The organism is Tritonibacter sp. SIMBA_163 (assembly GCF_046535935.1).
In the GTDB taxonomy this organism is placed as follows: domain Bacteria; phylum Pseudomonadota; class Alphaproteobacteria; order Rhodobacterales; family Rhodobacteraceae; genus Epibacterium; species Epibacterium scottomollicae.
The window spans coordinates 40,153-56,021 of sequence record NZ_JAWJBP010000009.1; the positions used below are offsets into that span (position 1 = coordinate 40,153).

General features: G+C 61.2%; 15 protein-coding genes. 11 read left to right on the forward strand and 4 right to left on the reverse strand.

The genetic code is table 11. The features are described 5' to 3' along the window. Positions 1-4 precede the first annotated feature (4 nt). Entirely contained in the window at positions 5-493 is a 489-nt protein-coding gene (locus tag R0J92_RS14050) for a DUF3576 domain-containing protein (protein WP_317384744.1), read from the reverse strand. Positions 494-775: 282 nt separating this feature from the next. Here R0J92_RS14050 and R0J92_RS14055 point away from each other — a divergent pair, with 282 nt between their 5' ends. After that, a complete protein-coding gene (locus R0J92_RS14055) occupies positions 776-1,741 on the forward strand; it encodes a porin (RefSeq protein ID WP_411052102.1) in 966 nt (321 codons plus the stop codon). 116 nt (positions 1,742-1,857) lie between these two features. Further along, a complete protein-coding gene (locus R0J92_RS14060; RefSeq protein WP_411052103.1) occupies positions 1,858-2,514 on the forward strand; it encodes a YggS family pyridoxal phosphate-dependent enzyme in 657 nt (218 codons plus the stop codon). Here the strand turns inward: R0J92_RS14060 and R0J92_RS14065 are convergent. After that, positions 2,506-3,006 (reverse strand): L,D-transpeptidase family protein, encoded by a 501-nt coding sequence (locus R0J92_RS14065; protein ID WP_411052104.1) that lies wholly within the window; start codon positions 3,004-3,006, stop codon positions 2,506-2,508. The two genes, R0J92_RS14060 and R0J92_RS14065, sit on opposite strands and share 9 nt — an antisense overlap. Further along, the gene (gene ribA / locus R0J92_RS14070; RefSeq protein ID WP_411052105.1) at positions 3,003-4,091 is read right to left on the reverse strand and encodes a GTP cyclohydrolase II; all 1,089 of its coding nucleotides are present in this window, start codon (positions 4,089-4,091) and stop codon (positions 3,003-3,005) included. The genes R0J92_RS14065 and ribA overlap by 4 nt, the downstream gene beginning before the upstream one ends. 169 nt (positions 4,092-4,260) lie before the next feature. On the opposite strand from ribA, the gene R0J92_RS14075 reads away from it, so the two are divergent. The 5 genes from R0J92_RS14075 to R0J92_RS14095 all read left to right on the forward strand — a co-directional run bounded on the left by R0J92_RS14075 (position 4,261) and on the right by R0J92_RS14095 (position 7,995). Continuing rightward, a complete protein-coding gene (locus tag R0J92_RS14075) occupies positions 4,261-4,947 on the forward strand; it encodes a response regulator transcription factor (RefSeq protein ID WP_106162626.1) in 687 nt (228 codons plus the stop codon). Between the two features lie 254 nt (positions 4,948-5,201). Then, positions 5,202-5,990, forward strand: coding sequence for an exodeoxyribonuclease III (locus tag R0J92_RS14080; RefSeq protein ID WP_106162627.1), 789 nt, complete (start codon positions 5,202-5,204; stop codon positions 5,988-5,990). Between the two features lie 206 nt (positions 5,991-6,196). After that, complete coding sequence (locus tag R0J92_RS14085) at positions 6,197-7,132, forward strand: tetratricopeptide repeat protein (protein ID WP_106162628.1); 936 nt, start codon at positions 6,197-6,199, stop codon at positions 7,130-7,132. Between the two features lie 27 nt (positions 7,133-7,159). Beyond that, a complete protein-coding gene (locus R0J92_RS14090) occupies positions 7,160-7,813 on the forward strand; it encodes an LON peptidase substrate-binding domain-containing protein (protein WP_106162629.1) in 654 nt (217 codons plus the stop codon). Further along, positions 7,810-7,995 carry a Trm112 family protein gene (locus R0J92_RS14095; RefSeq protein WP_106162630.1) on the forward strand — a complete coding sequence of 62 codons (186 nt, stop codon included), beginning with the start codon at positions 7,810-7,812 and terminating at the stop codon, positions 7,993-7,995. The genes R0J92_RS14090 and R0J92_RS14095 overlap by 4 nt, the downstream gene beginning before the upstream one ends. Before the next feature lie 19 nt (positions 7,996-8,014). On the opposite strand, the gene R0J92_RS14100 is transcribed toward R0J92_RS14095, so the two are convergent. Further along, positions 8,015-9,241, reverse strand: a complete 1,227-nt coding sequence (locus R0J92_RS14100; RefSeq protein ID WP_411052106.1) for a UbiH/UbiF/VisC/COQ6 family ubiquinone biosynthesis hydroxylase — start codon at positions 9,239-9,241, stop codon at positions 8,015-8,017. Between the two features lie 181 nt (positions 9,242-9,422). Between R0J92_RS14100 and R0J92_RS14105 the strand changes: the two genes are divergently transcribed. The 4 genes from R0J92_RS14105 (at position 9,423) to R0J92_RS14120 (ending at position 15,856) form a co-directional block, all read left to right on the forward strand. Then, the gene (locus R0J92_RS14105; RefSeq protein ID WP_411052107.1) at positions 9,423-10,754 is read left to right on the forward strand and encodes an amidase; all 1,332 of its coding nucleotides are present in this window, start codon (positions 9,423-9,425) and stop codon (positions 10,752-10,754) included. Between the two features lie 108 nt (positions 10,755-10,862). After that, positions 10,863-12,041, forward strand: a complete 1,179-nt coding sequence (locus R0J92_RS14110) for an aminotransferase class I/II-fold pyridoxal phosphate-dependent enzyme (RefSeq protein ID WP_106162633.1) — start codon at positions 10,863-10,865, stop codon at positions 12,039-12,041. A 118-nt stretch (positions 12,042-12,159) separates the two neighbouring features. Then, positions 12,160-15,189, forward strand: coding sequence for a DNA translocase FtsK 4TM domain-containing protein (locus tag R0J92_RS14115; RefSeq protein WP_411052108.1), 3,030 nt, complete (start codon positions 12,160-12,162; stop codon positions 15,187-15,189). 67 nt (positions 15,190-15,256) lie between these two features. Continuing rightward, positions 15,257-15,856, forward strand: a complete 600-nt coding sequence (locus R0J92_RS14120; protein ID WP_317384734.1) for an outer membrane lipoprotein carrier protein LolA — start codon at positions 15,257-15,259, stop codon at positions 15,854-15,856. Positions 15,857-15,869 lie beyond the last annotated feature (13 nt).

Here is a 15,869-nt window from a genome sequence, read left to right on the forward strand (position 1 = left end):
GGCGTCAGATCTTCTTGTCAGCTATGCGTAGCTGACGGGCACGGGTGAGAATCGCATCCTCGACGGCGCGTGCAGTTGCCGAACTCACGGCGCCACCACGGCTTTGCAGCGCAACGTTGAGCGACCGTGCCTCAAGCGCGGGATCTTTGATGTGAACGGTTGCCCGGTAAGAGCGCCCGCCACCCGGCGGTGTGCCGTACCCGGTCACGATCACGCCGGTGAACGGGTCGACCGACTGAACAGGCAGGAATTCCAGCACATCAAGGCTTGCGGCCCACAGATAGCGGTTCACTTGAACGCGTTGTTCGCTTTTGCGAGGGCCAAAGGCTTCCCAGATCGTGGTCTTGTCATCGTTTGCTTCACGGCCTTCGCCTGCGAGCACGATCGTGTCGCGGTCATCGACCTCAGTGCTGGTGTCCAGCGATCTGAAGGCCCCGCAGGCGGTCACAAAGGTCAATGAAGATAGAAGAACGAAAGTCTTTATACCACGCATATTGGCCGGGCCTGTTCCAGAATTTGCAGTTGATCTACTCCTAGACAAGGCGGGATGCGCCAACAAGCCTATTCTTTAATAGACTCGCGCCTGCTGCAGTTTGCGGAGCTATCCGGTGAAATCGACTGTGACCTTGATGCATCATTTGGTTGATGAATGGTTTTCAGCTTTCAGCGCACGCTTGCTTCGAGACCCCAAAACGAGCGAGAGGATGTGCGTACTTGAGGAGCGAAGTGGCAGACGCCGATTGCTTCTTTCGAAATTCAAACCCGAGGGTAAACCATGAAAAAGATTCTCTTCGCTTCGACCGCTCTGGTCGCGACCGCAGGTGTCGCAGCAGCAGAACTCACCATCGGCGGCTCCGCACGCTTTGGTCTGGCATACAACGAAGCTGAAACCAACGAGACCCGCATCGAACAGCGTATGCGCGTCAACATCACCGGTATCGCGGAAACCGACGCTGGCGTGAAACTGGAAGCTCGCTTCCGTCTCGAAGCCAACGAAGATGACCACGAGAACTCCATCTCCGGTCGTGGCCCGGGCGCAGCTGGTTTCGCAGTGTCCTTCGGCGGTCTGCGTGTTGACGTTGGTAACGTATCCAACGTTCTGGATTCCGGTGACCAGGTTGACTACTACGGTTACGGCATCGGCTTCACTTCCTTCCTGGAAGCGAACTCCAACTTCAACGGCCCGGCAACCGGTTTCGGTGCAGGTTCCGCTGACGCAACCACCATCAAAGCACGTTACACTGTTGGTGACTTCTCCGCATCGCTCTCCTACAAAGAGACCCGTGCGCAGGCTGCTACCTTCCTGAAAGACGCCACTGGTGCTGACACGACTGTTGTTGACACTGCAGCTGTTGCAGCAGACGAAGAAGTTCAGCTGGGTCTCGGCTACACCCTGGCCAACGGCATGTCCATCGGCGCGGTTTACTCCGACACCGACACTGCTGGCGATTACTGGGTAATCGGCCTGAACGGCACCGCCGGCGCAATCGGCTACACCGTAATGGTTGGTGACGGCGACAACCAGCAGGACACCTCCATCTCCGCTTCGATGAACTACGAAGTGTCCTCCGCGACCTCCATCCGCGCACTGGTTGCTGACGGTGGTGTGACCGGCGCAGACACCGCATACGGTATCGGCTTCCGTCACGGTCTCGGCGGTGGTGTGACCCTCGCAGGTGGTGTTGGTTCCGACTCCTCCAGCAACACCAAAGCAGACCTCGGTGTGTCCTTCTCCTTCTAATTGGAGAACGGAACCACTCGGTTCTTGGGGCGGGCTCTTCGGAGCTCGCCCTTTTCTTTTGTGCGTAAACAGTGTTTTGTCCGGCCAAACAGCCCCCCTAGCTAAATGAGGCCGAGATGTCGCTGAGTGAGATCAAATCCCGCATTGCCGCCGCAGAAGCCGCCGCCAATCGCGCAACCGGCTCGGTAGAGCTGATCGCCGTGTCCAAGGTGCAGCCGAACGAACGCGTCGAGGCCGTTCTTGAAGAGGGGCACCGAGTTTTTGGTGAGAACCGCGTTCAGGAAGCAGCGGGTAAATGGCCCGAGTTTCGCGAGCGGTTTCAGGGCGTCGACCTGCATCTGATCGGCCCATTGCAGACCAACAAGGCGCGGCAGGCAATGGAGCTGGTGAATGCCATTCATTCCGTTGATCGCCCAAAGCTTGCCACAACGCTTGCGCGCCTGGCGCAGGAGTTAGGGCAGTGTCCGGATCTGTTCATTCAAGTGAACACCGGCGAAGAAGCGCAGAAGGCCGGTATTCTACCTGCTGATGCAGATGGGTTCATTCAGGACTGCCGTGACCTCGACCTGCCCGTCAAAGGACTGATGTGCATTCCGCCGGTCGACGAAGAGGCAAGCCTGCACTTCGCGCTCCTTGCCAAACTCGCGGATCGCAATGGCTTGGCCGGTCTGTCGATGGGGATGAGCGGCGACTTTGAAGGCGCAATCGCACTTGGTGCCACCCATGTTCGTGTCGGCTCGGCGATATTTGGTGACCGCACCTATTCAGCGTGAGCGGACAATAACCCGTGCTTCGGGCTGCAGTCGCTCTGCGATCCAGCGCAGGGTTTCGCGAGAGAACGCAATACACCCTTCGGTGGGATAGCCCGGCCTGCGCCATTGATGCAGGAAGATCGCGGAGCCGCGCGACTTTTGTGAATAGGGCCAATTCCAATCGGTTAGCAGAATAAGATCATAAAGCGGGTCGGCACGCCGAAGCCGCTCATGGCTATGTGGATACGGCGCACGCACCATGTGGTTGTAGTCGATGGCCTTGATGTCGTCAGACCAGAGGTCTCCGGGGAGGATTGGCATGGCCCAGTCCTGCGGTGGGCAGATGCGGTCCGGGCGATAGAGCATGCCGACAATGCGGTGTTCGCCGACGGGGGTGGCGCCGTCCCCTTCTGTTTTCCTGTCTGAAATGCCGCCTCTGCCGATAGAGCAGGCAAACGTACGGCCCATAAAGCGCAGGCCGGTGGGGGTCAGGACAAGGTTTGCGGGGGTCATAACATATGCCCCGACTTCGCGGCCTTGGTCGCCAGATAGTGACGGTTGAATTCGTTCTCGCCCACTTTTAACGGGACGCGTTCTTCGACCGAGATCCCGGTTTTCTCCATCATGGCGATCTTGCCGGGGTTGTTGGTCATCAACCGTACTGAGGAAAAACCCAGCTCTCGCAATATCGACGCGCCGAGGCGGAAATCCCGTTCGTCATCCTCGAACCCCAAACGATGGTTCGCCTCTACCGTATCAAAGCCCTGATCCTGCAATGAATAGGCGCGCATCTTGTTGGCCAGCCCGATACCGCGCCCTTCCTGATTGAGATAAAGCAGGACGCCAGCGCCATCTTGGCCCATCTGGCCAAGCGCCCCGCGCAGCTGTGGTCCGCAATCGCACTTGAGTGACCCGAGGACGTCGCCGGTGAAACAGGCGGAGTGCAGCCGCGCCAATACCGGTTTGTCACGATCCGGGCGGCCAATCTCGATGGCGTAATGCTCCTCGCCGCCGTCTTCGGGGCGAAAGATGTGCAATCGGCCAGCTTCGGCGGCTTCCACTGGCAACCGGGCAGCCGCCACTGGATGGAGCGGGGAGCTTTGGTTCAGTAGCGGTTCGGCGGTAGAGCGGGGCAGGAGGGTCAGGTCGTGCTTTAGCGCAAAGGATCCGGCGTCCTGAAGGTCAACATAGGCGGCAGACGGCAAAAGGCGCGCCGATTTCACAAGCGCCAGAGCCAGCCGGGGCAGAGAGGCCTCTCCGCTCCGCAGGCTGGTGAGCGGCCCTTTCATGGGGGCTGCGAGATCGTCGGCGGGATCCGCAAGGGATTGAAGCCAGCTTAGATCCGCGTCGATGGGAACTTCCACCCGTGCCAGATCATCATCATAGACGCGGGCCTTCAGAGTCGTTGCGCGGCGTGCTGTCAGGGCCAGGGCAACCGAGCCGAGCCCGCGCAGGTCCGCAAGGCGCTCCGGGGTAAGGCTTTCTATGGCGATCGCGAGGATGGCAGTGTCGCCGGTGGTCAGGATGACTGGCAATCCCATTCTCAGATCGACTCGCGCACGTGCGATCCGCTCCAGCATTGTTGGCAATAGGCTCATCAGGTCACGATCCCGGCTGTAACATCAGGAGTTTTTTCCTACGCCCAATTGCTGCAAAAGTGAAATATTTCCGCGCCACCGGACACGTCGACGTGAACCTCATGTCGCGAAGCTTGTTCTTTTGTGAGCACGGGCACATCTGTGATGGCAAGAGATCAGGAGAGACCGGATGGCCCAGTTGAAGAAAATTCTGCTCGTGGATGACGATGAGGATCTGCGAGAGGCTCTGAGTGAGCAGCTTGTGATGACCGAAGATTTCGACGTCTTCGAGGCTGGCGACGGGCAGGGCGCGATGGAACGTGCCAAAGAGGCGATCTATGATCTGATCATCCTGGACGTTGGATTGCCGGATACGGACGGGCGTGAGCTGTGCCGACTGATGCGCAAGCAGGGGGTGAAATCGCCGATCCTGATGCTGACCGGGCACGATAGCGATGCCGATACCATTCTCGGGTTGGACGCTGGCGCGAATGATTACGTCATCAAACCATTCAAATTCCCGGTTCTTCTGGCACGTATCCGCGCGCAGTTGCGTCAGCACGAGCAGTCTGAGGACGCAGTGTTTGTGCTTGGCCCCTATACCTTCAAGCCGGCGATGAAAATTCTGGTGACCGAAGATGAGCGCAAGATCCGCCTGACGGAGAAAGAGACGAATATCTTGAAATTCCTCTACCGCTCAAACGATGGCGTGGTGCCCCGCGACATTTTGCTGCACGAGGTTTGGGGTTACAACGCCGGGGTTACAACGCATACGTTGGAGACGCATATTTATCGCCTGCGCCAGAAGATTGAGCCGGATCCGTCGAATGCGAGACTTCTTGTGACGGAATCAGGCGGTTACCGGCTGGTCGCCTGAGTAACAATTAAAGGTGGAACAACTTTCGTGTACACACGTTGAACGGTTGCTCTGCTGAAGAGATCCCGTGCATATCCGGGTTATGATATGCACCCTCCCTGTTGGACTGGACCGGGCTTCGTGCCCGGTCTTTTTTTGTTCCGCGAGCGGCGTTACTTGAAAGTGTTTGTGCAGAATGACCGGTCAAGGGCTGGCATCAAGGCGGCTGCGGAGGCAATATCCGCGCGAACACTTGCCAGAGATTGAGAGCCCGCATGTCCTTTACCCTCGCCACTTGGAACATCAACTCCGTGCGCCTGCGCGAACCCATCGTGCTGAAGCTTCTCGAAGAGGAGGGGCCGGATGTGTTGTGCCTGCAGGAGTGCAAGAGCCCGGTGGACAAGATCCCGATGGAGGCGTTCCGGGCGCTCGGTTACACTCATATGGTTGCGCGCGGGCAGAAGGGCTACAATGGAGTGGCGATCCTGTCCCGGCTTCCCATCGAGGACGCGGGCGACAAGGACTTCGCCAGCCTCGGCCATGCCCGCCATGTGGCGGGACGGCTGGAAAACGGCGTTACCATCCACAATTTCTACGTGCCCGCGGGCGGTGATGAGCCGAATCGCGAAAAGAACGTGAAGTTCGGCCAGAAGCTCGACTACCTCACCGAGATGCGGGACTGGTTCCACGCCGAGCGGCCCGAGAAATCGGTGCTGGTGGGCGATCTCAATATCGCCCCGCGCGAGGATGACGTCTGGGACCACAAGAAACTGCTGAAGGTGGTGAGCCATACGCCGATCGAGGTGGAGCACCTGGCGCAGGTGATGGAGGCCGGTGGCTGGGCCGATGTCACCCGCAACGACATTCCCGACGGGCAGCTTTACAGCTGGTGGAGCTACCGTGCCAAGGATTGGGATGCCGCAGACAAGGGGCGTCGGCTCGACCATGTCTGGACCACGTCGGATATCACCAATGCCGCACACTCCAGCCGGGTCCTGCGCGCGGCGCGGGGTTGGGAAAAGCCCAGCGATCACGCGCCGGTCTTTGCCACCTTCGATCTCTGATCCCGGCTAAGTTTGGCGCAAGCAGGGCGGGGCGCTCCCGCCAAAAGACGCGCGCCAGAGGGGGCGCGCATTTTTGTTGGGCCGGGCGCCGCGCCTGGCGGCGCGGCGGGGGCACGCCGCAAAGACTCTCGCGAAACTCATCCCTTGGTTTTCCGGCGTTGAAATCGCATATAGGGCTCAAGCAAGACTCAAAGGAGTGCGGAACAATGATGGACATTCTGGGCGGAGCCGATGCCGCAGCGTCTGCAGGCGATCTTATCAAGGATGTGACCGAAGAAACCTTCATGGCGGAGGTGGTTGATGGCTCCATGGAGGTGCCGGTCGTGGTGGACTTCTGGGCGCCCTGGTGTGGCCCCTGCAAGACGCTGGGCCCGATGCTGGAGGCAGCCGTTACCAAGGCCAAGGGCGCGGTCAAGATGGCGAAGATCAACGTAGATGAAAACCAGCGTCTGGCTGCCGCGCTGGCGCAACAGGGCCTGCCGCTGCAGTCGATCCCGAGTGTCGTTGCCTTTTATCAGGGGCGTCCGGTGGACATGTTTCAAGGTGCGTTGCCGCAATCCGAAATCGACGCCTTCCTGCAGAAACTGGCCGAAACCGCTGGCAGCACCGCCGATGGCGGACTGGGCGAAGCGCTGGAAACCGCCGAGCAGATGCTCGAAGAAGGCGCGGCCTCTGACGCGGCGCAGGTCTTTGCGGCGATCCTCGGTGAGGACGACAAGAGTGCTCCGGCCTACAGTGGACTGGCGCGCTGTCACGTGGCGATGGGTGAGTTGGACCAGGCCGAGGCGGTTCTGAACGGTGCCCCGGCCGAGATTTCAACGGCTCCCGAAATCGAGGCCGCACATGCGCAGATCGAGCTTGCCCGTCAGGCCGAAAACGCCGGCCCGGTCGCCGAGTTGCGCGCGGCTGTCGAGGCGGATCCGGACAATCTGCAGGCCCGGTTCGATCTGGCGCAGGCGCTGCATGCCGCAGGCGAAGCCGAGGCCGCTGTGGAGGAGTTGCTGGAGCTGTTCCGCCGTGATCGCGAGTGGAACGACGGCGCGGCCAAGGCGCAGCTCTTCACCATCTTCGAGGCGCTGAAGCCCAATGATCCGGTGGTTCTGAATGGCCGCCGCAAGCTCAGCTCTATTATATTTGCCTGATGCTGTTGCGGCACTAGGTTGCACAACATGATTAAACCCGCTGATCTGCCGGACACTATCCCTGTCTTCCCTTTGCCCGGGGCGCTGCTGTTGCCGCGGGCGAAACTACCGCTGCATATTTTTGAACCACGCTACCTGCAGATGCTGGAGGATGCTCTCAAGACGCCTGAGCGGGTGATTGGAATGATCCAGCCCAATGGCAAGCGCAACGGTGAAGGCTCCGGCCTGCAAACCATCGGCTGTGCAGGCCGGGTGACGCAATTCTCGGAAACAGAAGATGGGCGCTATTTCATTACGCTTTGCGGGCTGTCTCGGTTTCGCGTGAAAACGGAGGTCGAGGGCTTCACCCCCTATCGCCGTTGCGCGGTGGATTGGGCAGGGTTCGATGCCGATCTGGGGCAAACGGAATGCGACGAGGTCTTTGACCGCGCTGCATTGATGGGCCTTCTCGGGCGCTACCTTGACGCGCGCGGCCTGTCGACCGATTGGGGCAGTCTGGACGAGGCGGGGGACGAGTTGCTGATCAACTCGCTTTCCATGCTGCTGGATTTCGAACCGGAGGACAAACAGGCCCTACTGGAGGCGCCGAGCTTGTCGACCCGGCGCGAAACATTGGTCACCTTGATGGAGTTTGCCCTGCGGGGCGGCTCCGGTGGCTCTTTGGAGGAAAAACTGCAATGACAGATACGGCCCCCGCCTTTGATCGTCGCATGCTTGAGGCTTTGGTTTGCCCGACGAGCCAAACGCTGCTGGAATATGATGCCGAAAAGCAGGAGCTGATCTCCCGCGCCGCCAATCTGGCTTTCCCGATCCGCAACGGTATCCCGGTGATGCTAACGGATGAGGCGCGCCCGCTGGAGTGAGCGTGCCGCGAGCGCGCGGTCAGAGCGGGCGCCCGCGTAACAGTTTCGGCAGATCCCCGGACAGTCCCGCCGCCTCGCGCACGAATCCACGGCGCAGGCCGGGCAAGGCGTTGGTCAGTCCAAGGCCAAGGTCGCGGGTGGCACGCAGGATCGGATTGTCGTTCGAAAACAGCTTGTTGAACACATCTGTCGCCAGCGCCAGCGAGGTGGTATCAAACCGTCGCCACTGCTGATAGCGCGCCAAGACCAGGGGGCTTGCAATATCCTCGCCGCGGCGCGCGGCGTCTGTCAGCACCTCGGCCAGGCTGGCTATGTCGCGCAGACCTGCGTTCAGGCCCTGACCGGCGATCGGATGCAGACCATGCGCCGCATCTCCCACCAGCGCCAGCCGCTCAGCGTAGTACGCATTGGCGAGGCTCAGCTTCAGCGGATAGCTGAAACGTTTGCCTTCCAGCGCGATCTCTCCGAGAAACGAACCAAATCGCGGGCGCAGCACGGTCAGGTAATCCGCATCCCCCAGCGCCTGGATGCGCGCCGCCTCGGCATGGGTCTCGCTCCAGACGATGGAGCTGCGATTGCCCGGCAGCGGCAGGATCGCCAGTGGGCCCGGCGGCATGAAGAACTGATGTGCAATCCCGTCATGCGGCAAATCATGTGAGATGGCGCAGACCAGCGCGGTCTGGCCGTAGTCCCAGCCGGTGCGCTTGATGCCCGCGCGTTCGCCGGTGCCGCTCTGGCGCCCATCGGCGCCCACCAGCAGTGCTCCGGACAGTTGTGCGCCATCTTCAAGCGTCACGGTGACCGCATCAGCTCCGACAGATTGCGCCACCACACGCTGGCCGGAGATCTGGGTGATCCGGGGTTCCACCGCCATCGCCTCCAGCAGGGCGCGACGCAGATAGCGGTCTTCGACCATGTAGCCCATCGGGCCCTCGTCCAGATCGCTGTCTTCGAAGTGCAGGAACAGCGGCGAGGGGCCGCGCCCGGCGGTGCCGTCGCTGACCTTGATCTCATTCATCGGCTGGGCCCGATCCGCGATGCGGGACCAGACGCCGATCTGCTGCAGCAACCTGGTGGAGGCCAGCGCCAGCGCGTAGGATCGCCCGTCAAAGCCCGCCTCTTCGCGCAGCGGCGCGGGCAGGGCGTCGATCAACGTTACGGAATGGCCGCCCTGGGCCAGTGCCAGAGCCAGCGAGGGGCCGTTGAGGCCACCGCCCACGATCAGGATTTCACGCATATCAGTCATGCCCCGCAATATGCGCCCTGCCGGGCAATTGTCCATGCCAATGTCCAGAGGCACGCTGCCGCAGTCCCGTCGAGGGGCAGCGATCCGGGCCGGTCGGGATTGTGCGCCCCATGCGCGGTCGCTACGGTGGCCGCAAACGCAAATCCGCCCCCGGCACGGGGATCACGAAAAGGCAAAACTGATGCAGGACTGGCTGACCATGAGCGCCGCGCGACTGGGCCGCGGTATCGCCGCGGGAGAGATCGACCCGCTGGCGTTGACCGAGACCTATCTGGCAGCGATTGATGCCCATCCCGCGACGGCGCGTATCTACACGCAAGTGACCCGTGATCGCGCCCTGGCAGAGGCCAAGGCCGCACAGGACCGCGCGAAATCCGGCCTGCGCCGCTCGCCGCTCGACGGGGTGCCGCTGAGCTGGAAGGACCTGTTCGACAGCGCCGGCGTGGGCACCGAATCTGGCTCCGATCTGCTGAAAGGCCGGGTGCCGGACCGCGATGCGCTGGTGCTGGAGACCGCAACCGCGATGGGGGCGGTCTGCCTCGGCAAGACCCATATGAGCGAGCTGGCTTTCTCCGGTCTCGGGCTGAACCCGATCAAGGAAACACCGCCCTGCGTGAATGATCCCGACGCGGTGCCCGGCGGGTCATCGTCCGGTGCGGCCGCCTCGGTGGCCTTTGGTCTGGCGGCCGGGGCGATCGGTTCGGACACCGGGGGATCTGTGCGCATCCCCTCGGCCTGGAACGATCTGGTCGGGCTCAAGACCACCTCCGGGCGCGTCAGCCTTGAGGGCGTGGTGCCGCTGTGTCTGAAGTTTGACACTATCGGCCCGCTGGCCCGCACGGTCGAAGATGCGGCGCTGATGCTGGCGCTTGTCGAAGGCTCCGCCGCCGCGCCGGATCTGGAAGGCGCAAGCGTCGAGGGCAAGCGGTTTGCCGACCTGCGCACGGTGGCGCAGGATGATCTTGCACCCGAAGTGGCCGCGGCCCATGCCGCCGCGCTGGACAAGCTGCGCGAGGCTGGGGCGGACATCGTGCCGCTGAAGGTGCCGGAACTGCCCGAGGCGATGGTCCTGTCGCCGATCCTGTTCACCACCGAGGCCTATGGCCTGTGGAAGGAGGTGATCGAGGCCGCACCTCATCTGATGTTCCCGGAGATTCTGGCGCGGTTCCGCTCCGGCGCGGAGTTCACGGGAGCGGATTACGTCGCCGCATGGGCCAAGCTGGAGCAGGTGCGCATGATCTGGGATCAGGCGGTCGCTGGCTTTGACGCGGTGCTGGCGCCGACGGCCCCGATTCTGCCGCCAAACCTCGCCCGGCTCCAAAGTGATCACGACTATTACGTCACCTCGAATCTCATGGCGCTCCGGAACACGCGGATCGGCAATCTGATGGGGATCTGCGCGCTGTCGCTGCCCACCGGCACGCCCAGCTGCGGGCTGCAGGTGATTGGTCAGCCCAACTGCGAAGAGGCGCTTTTGCGCGTAGGCGCTGGCGTTGAGGCGGCTTTGGCCTGAAAGACACACTGTTGCACCCGCGCCATCAGCGGGTGGACGCATGCTCCTTTGGCCTGTAACTTGCGGGACAAAACGGGGCGATTACGATCCCGGTATTGAGGCACAGACATGAAGTTTCCCGAGCGGTTTGCCCATCTGCCGCCCTACGCGTTTCCGCGTTTGCGTGCGCTTCTTGACCATCACGCGCCCGGTGGCGATGTGGTGCAATTGACCATTGGCGAACCAAAGCACGCATTCCCGTCTTGGGTCACCGATGTGATCATGGAGAACGCGGCAGGCTTTAACAGCTACCCGCAGAACGAAGGCACCGACGCCCTGCGCGGGGCCATGGCCGATTGGGCGGCGCAGCGCTATGGCGTGACGCTGGACCCGGCCACCCGGCTGATGGCGCTCAATGGCACCCGCGAGGGGCTGTATAATGCCGCCATGGCGCTCTGCCCCGAGGAAAAGAACGGCCAGCGCCCGGTGGTACTGATCCCGAACCCCTTCTATCAGGTCTACATGATCGCGGCGATTTCGGTTGCCGCCGAGCCGGTGTTCGTGCCCGCCACCGATGAGACCGGCCATCTGCCCGACTATGCGTCGCTGCCCGAAGAGGTGCTGAACCGCACCGCCGTGGCCTATATCTGCTCGCCAGCCAATCCGCAGGGGGCCGTGGCCTCGCGCGCCTATTGGGAACAGCTGATCCGCCTGGCGGAGAAATATGATTTCAAGATATTCGCGGACGAATGCTATTCCGAGATCTACCGAGACAGCGCCCCGGTGGGCGCGCTGACGGTCGCTGACGAGCTGGGCGCGGATCCCGAACGGATTGTTCTGTTCAATTCGCTCTCCAAACGCTCCAACCTGCCGGGGCTGCGTTCCGGCTTGTTGGCTGGCGGACCCGAGACATTGGTGCAGGTCAAGAAACTGCGTGCCTATTCCGGCGCCCCAATGCCCGGTCCGTTGCAGGCCGCGGCCGCAAAGGTCTGGGCGGATGAGGCGCATGTTGTCGAAAATCGTGCGCTTTATCAGGAAAAATATCGCGTTGCGGATGAGGTCTTTGCCGGTCTCAACGGATATATGTCGCCTGAAGCCGGCTTCTTTCTCTGGCTGCCGGTCGAGGATGCTGAGGCGGCGACCTTAAAGCTCTGGCAGGAAACCGGCGTGCGTGTGCTGCCGGGTTCGTTCCTGGCGCAGGGCGAGGGGGCAGAGAATCCCGGACATGGATATATCCGCGTGGCACTTGTGGCCTCTGCGGAACAGACACGTGCAGCGCTTACTTTGCTGCGCGATTGTCTCTATTGAGAATAAGAAGATCGCCTGTTCCCAAAGCCGGGAACAGGCCAAGAGCAAGACGAAACACCCGCGGGGCTGATCCAAGAGCGAAACAGCCGATGCCCTGCGCGAGCGAACCGAGGTAGGCATGGCATTTCAGACCCGCAGCAGAGATCCGCTTCTGGACAGCAACATGCAGGCGGCTATCGAAAAGCGTGGCAAGGAGCTGATCGGGCTTCTGTTGATTGGCGTTGGCCTGCTGGTGGCCGCGATGATCGGCTCATACACGCCGGACGACAGCAACTGGATGGTGTCCACAGACGCGCCGGTGCAAAACTGGCTTGGTCAGACCGGGGCCTCGATCGCCTTTTTGCTGATCACATTTCTTGGCAAGGGCGCTTGGGCGATTTCCGTGTTTCTGTTTGCATGGGGTGCGCGCTTCCTGTTGCACAGGGGCGAGGACCGGGTGCTCTGGCCGGCCCTGATGCTGGTGTTCTGGCTGATCATTGTGGCGCTGCACTTTGAGACACTGGTGCCGGGTGACGAATGGAAGGCATTCCACAGCTTTGGTCTTGGTGGGATGATCGGCAATACGGCCCTGGGCGGCCTTTTGGCGCTCCTGCCTTTCGGTCTTGCGTTCCTGGTAAAGTTCCTGTCGTTCCTGACGGCCATCGCGGTGCTGGCGCTTGGGGCGTTTGTTCTTGGGTTTACCCGTTCCGAAGTGACGCGCATCGGGCGTTTCCTGTTGATTGGACTGGTGCTGGCCTATGGTGCCTTGGCAAACCTCTTGGGCCGTGGCGCCAATGGCGGTCTTCAGGCCGCGCGTTCATGGCAGAACCGCCGGGCAGAACAACGCACCCTGGCACTCGACGCAGAAGACGAACCACTGGTCTACAGCGACCCTATGGACGAAACTGAATTTGTCCGCAACGAACCGCAATTCGGTCTGCATACACCGGCGCCGCAGCCCGTCGCTGCCCCCCCCGTCGAGGAGCGCACAGGTCTGTTCAGCCGTGCAACCAATCTCATCCGGCGGGGTGAGGCGACGGACATGCCAGCACCAGAACTGGTGGATCCCGAACCGGTCGCCGACGTTCCGAATGTTCCGGGTGACGAGCGTATCGCCGAAAAGATCGCCAATGCCGTTCGCATCCGTCGATCCAAGACACCGCCGCCGTCGGACCTGTCGTTGACAAAGGGGCGTGGCAAACGGCCCGAACCGCTGATTTTCAATCAAAGCGCGCCGCAGGCGTCCCCCGCAAGCGAGCCGCAGCTTACTGCCGGTGTTTCATCTGTCCCTGACATTCCTGCCGCCCCGACACCGGAGGCGATCCCACAGGCGCAAGTCGCTTCTGCACTGAACACGCCCGAAGCTGTGCCGGACATGCCGGATGCGTTCCTCGCCGACCAGGTTCCGACGGAGAACTTGCCCGAAGAACCTGCCATGACCAGCCCCGCACCAGCCATGCCGTCTGCTGAGGCACCTCGGGTCCAGATCACACCGCGCGCTGATCCTCAGCCCGCCGCGAATGTGTCGATGGAAATCCCGGTCGCAGAACCTCGCAAGGCGGTCGTGGAACAGCCTCAGCGCAAACCGGTTCAGCCCTCAGCCCGGGCGCAGGCGGAGGCGCAACCGAATTTGTTCAACGAGGAGAGCGACAGCGATTTCGAATTGCCACCGCTGTCACTGCTGACCAACCCGTCGGGTGTTGAACGCTTGCATCTCAGCGATGAAGCGCTGGAAGAAAACGCCCGCATGTTGGAAACCGTACTCGACGACTATGGCGTAAAGGGCGAGATCGTATCGGTTCGCCCCGGCCCTGTGGTCACCATGTATGAGCTGGAGCCAGCGCCGGGTCTCAAGGCCTCTCGTGTGATCGGTCTGTCTGACGACATCGCCCGTTCGATGTCTGCCCTGTCGGCGCGGGTGTCCACTGTGCCCGGCCGTACGGTGATCGGTATCGAACTGCCGAACGAGAACCGTGAAAAGGTGGTGTTGCGCGAAATTCTCGCCAGTCGCGACTTCGGCGACGGCAATCAGAACCTGCCGCTGGCGCTGGGCAAAGATATCGGTGGTGACAGTATGGTCGCCAACCTCGCCAAGATGCCTCACCTGCTGATCGCCGGGACCACCGGTTCTGGTAAGTCGGTGGCGATCAACACAATGATCCTGTCGTTGCTCTACAAGCTCACGCCTGATGAATGCCGCCTGATCATGATCGACCCGAAGATGCTGGAACTGTCCGTTTATGACGGCATTCCGCACCTCCTGAGCCCCGTTGTGACCGATCCGAAAAAGGCGGTTGTTGCCCTCAAATGGGTCGTGGGCGAGATGGAAGACCGCTATCGCAAGATGTCCAAGATGGGCGTGCGCAACATTGCGGGCTACAACGGTCGCGTGAAAGAGGCGCTCGCCAAGGGTGAGATGTTCTCGCGCACTGTCCAAACCGGCTTTGACGAGGACACTGGCGAGCCGATCTTCGAGACCGAGGAATTCGAACCCAAGTCGCTGCCTTACATCGTCGTCATTGTCGATGAGATGGCAGACCTGATGATGGTGGCAGGCAAGGAAATCGAAGCCTGTATTCAGCGGCTGGCACAGATGGCGCGGGCCTCAGGCATTCACCTCATCATGGCGACACAGCGTCCGTCAGTTGACGTGATCACCGGCACCATCAAGGCGAACTTCCCGACCCGGATTTCCTTCCAGGTGACGTCGAAGATCGACAGCCGTACCATTCTGGGCGAGATGGGGGCCGAGCAGCTTCTGGGCATGGGGGACATGCTCTATATGGCGGGCGGCGCCCGTATTACGCGCTGCCACGGCCCGTTCGTGTCGGACGAAGAGGTCGAAGAGGTGGTGAACCACCTCAAACAATTCGGCCCGCCCGATTACGTCGGTGGCGTGGTTGAAGGTCCGGATGATGCGAAGGCCGACAACATCGATGCGGTCTTGGGTCTCAATACCGGTGGGAACACCAACGGCGAAGATGCGCTCTATGACCAGGCGGTGGGGATCGTCATCAAGGATCGCAAGTGTTCGACCTCCTACATCCAGCGTAAACTGGGTATCGGATATAACAAGGCCGCGAGGTTGGTGGAGCAGATGGAAGAAGAAGGCCTCGTCTCTGCTGCAAACCACGTTGGTAAAAGAGAAATTCTCGTTCCCGAGCAATGAGCAACAAAAGGCCGGGCGCTGTGCCCGGCCTCTTCACTTTGGCCCTGAGGCGCATATCTTCTAAGTTATGAAACAGTTTGTCTTTGCTCTCGCGCTCGGCGCGACCACATTGGCTTCCACCGTTGCAACCGCGGCGGAGAAGCTGAGCCTGAACGAGATTTCCTCTTATATGAACAGTTTTGCCACTGCTCAGGCAGACTTCACTCAGGTGAACGATGACGGCAGCCTGTCGACCGGGAAGCTCTATATTCGCCGTCCGGGCAAGGTGCGGTTTGAATATGATCCGCCACATTCCGGGTTGGTGCTGGCCGAGGCCGGGACCGTCGCGATCATGGACCCGAAATCAAACCAGCCACCAGAGACCTATCCGCTCAGCCGTACGCCGTTGTCGATCATCCTGGCGCGGAACGTGAATCTGGGGCGCGCGAATATGGTTGTCGGACATGGGTTTGATGGGGTGTCTACCGTGGTGCGTGCGCAGGACCCTAAGAACCCGGAGTATGGCAGCATCGAAATGATGTTCACCGATGCGCCGGTACAGCTGCGAAAATGGGTTATCCACGGCAGCGCTGGCGAGACGACCACGGTCATTCTCGGTGATATGAAAACGGGAATGTCGTTTAAATCCAGCCTGTTCAGCATCTCACGTCCAAGACGCGACCGCTGATATAGGTTGCCCC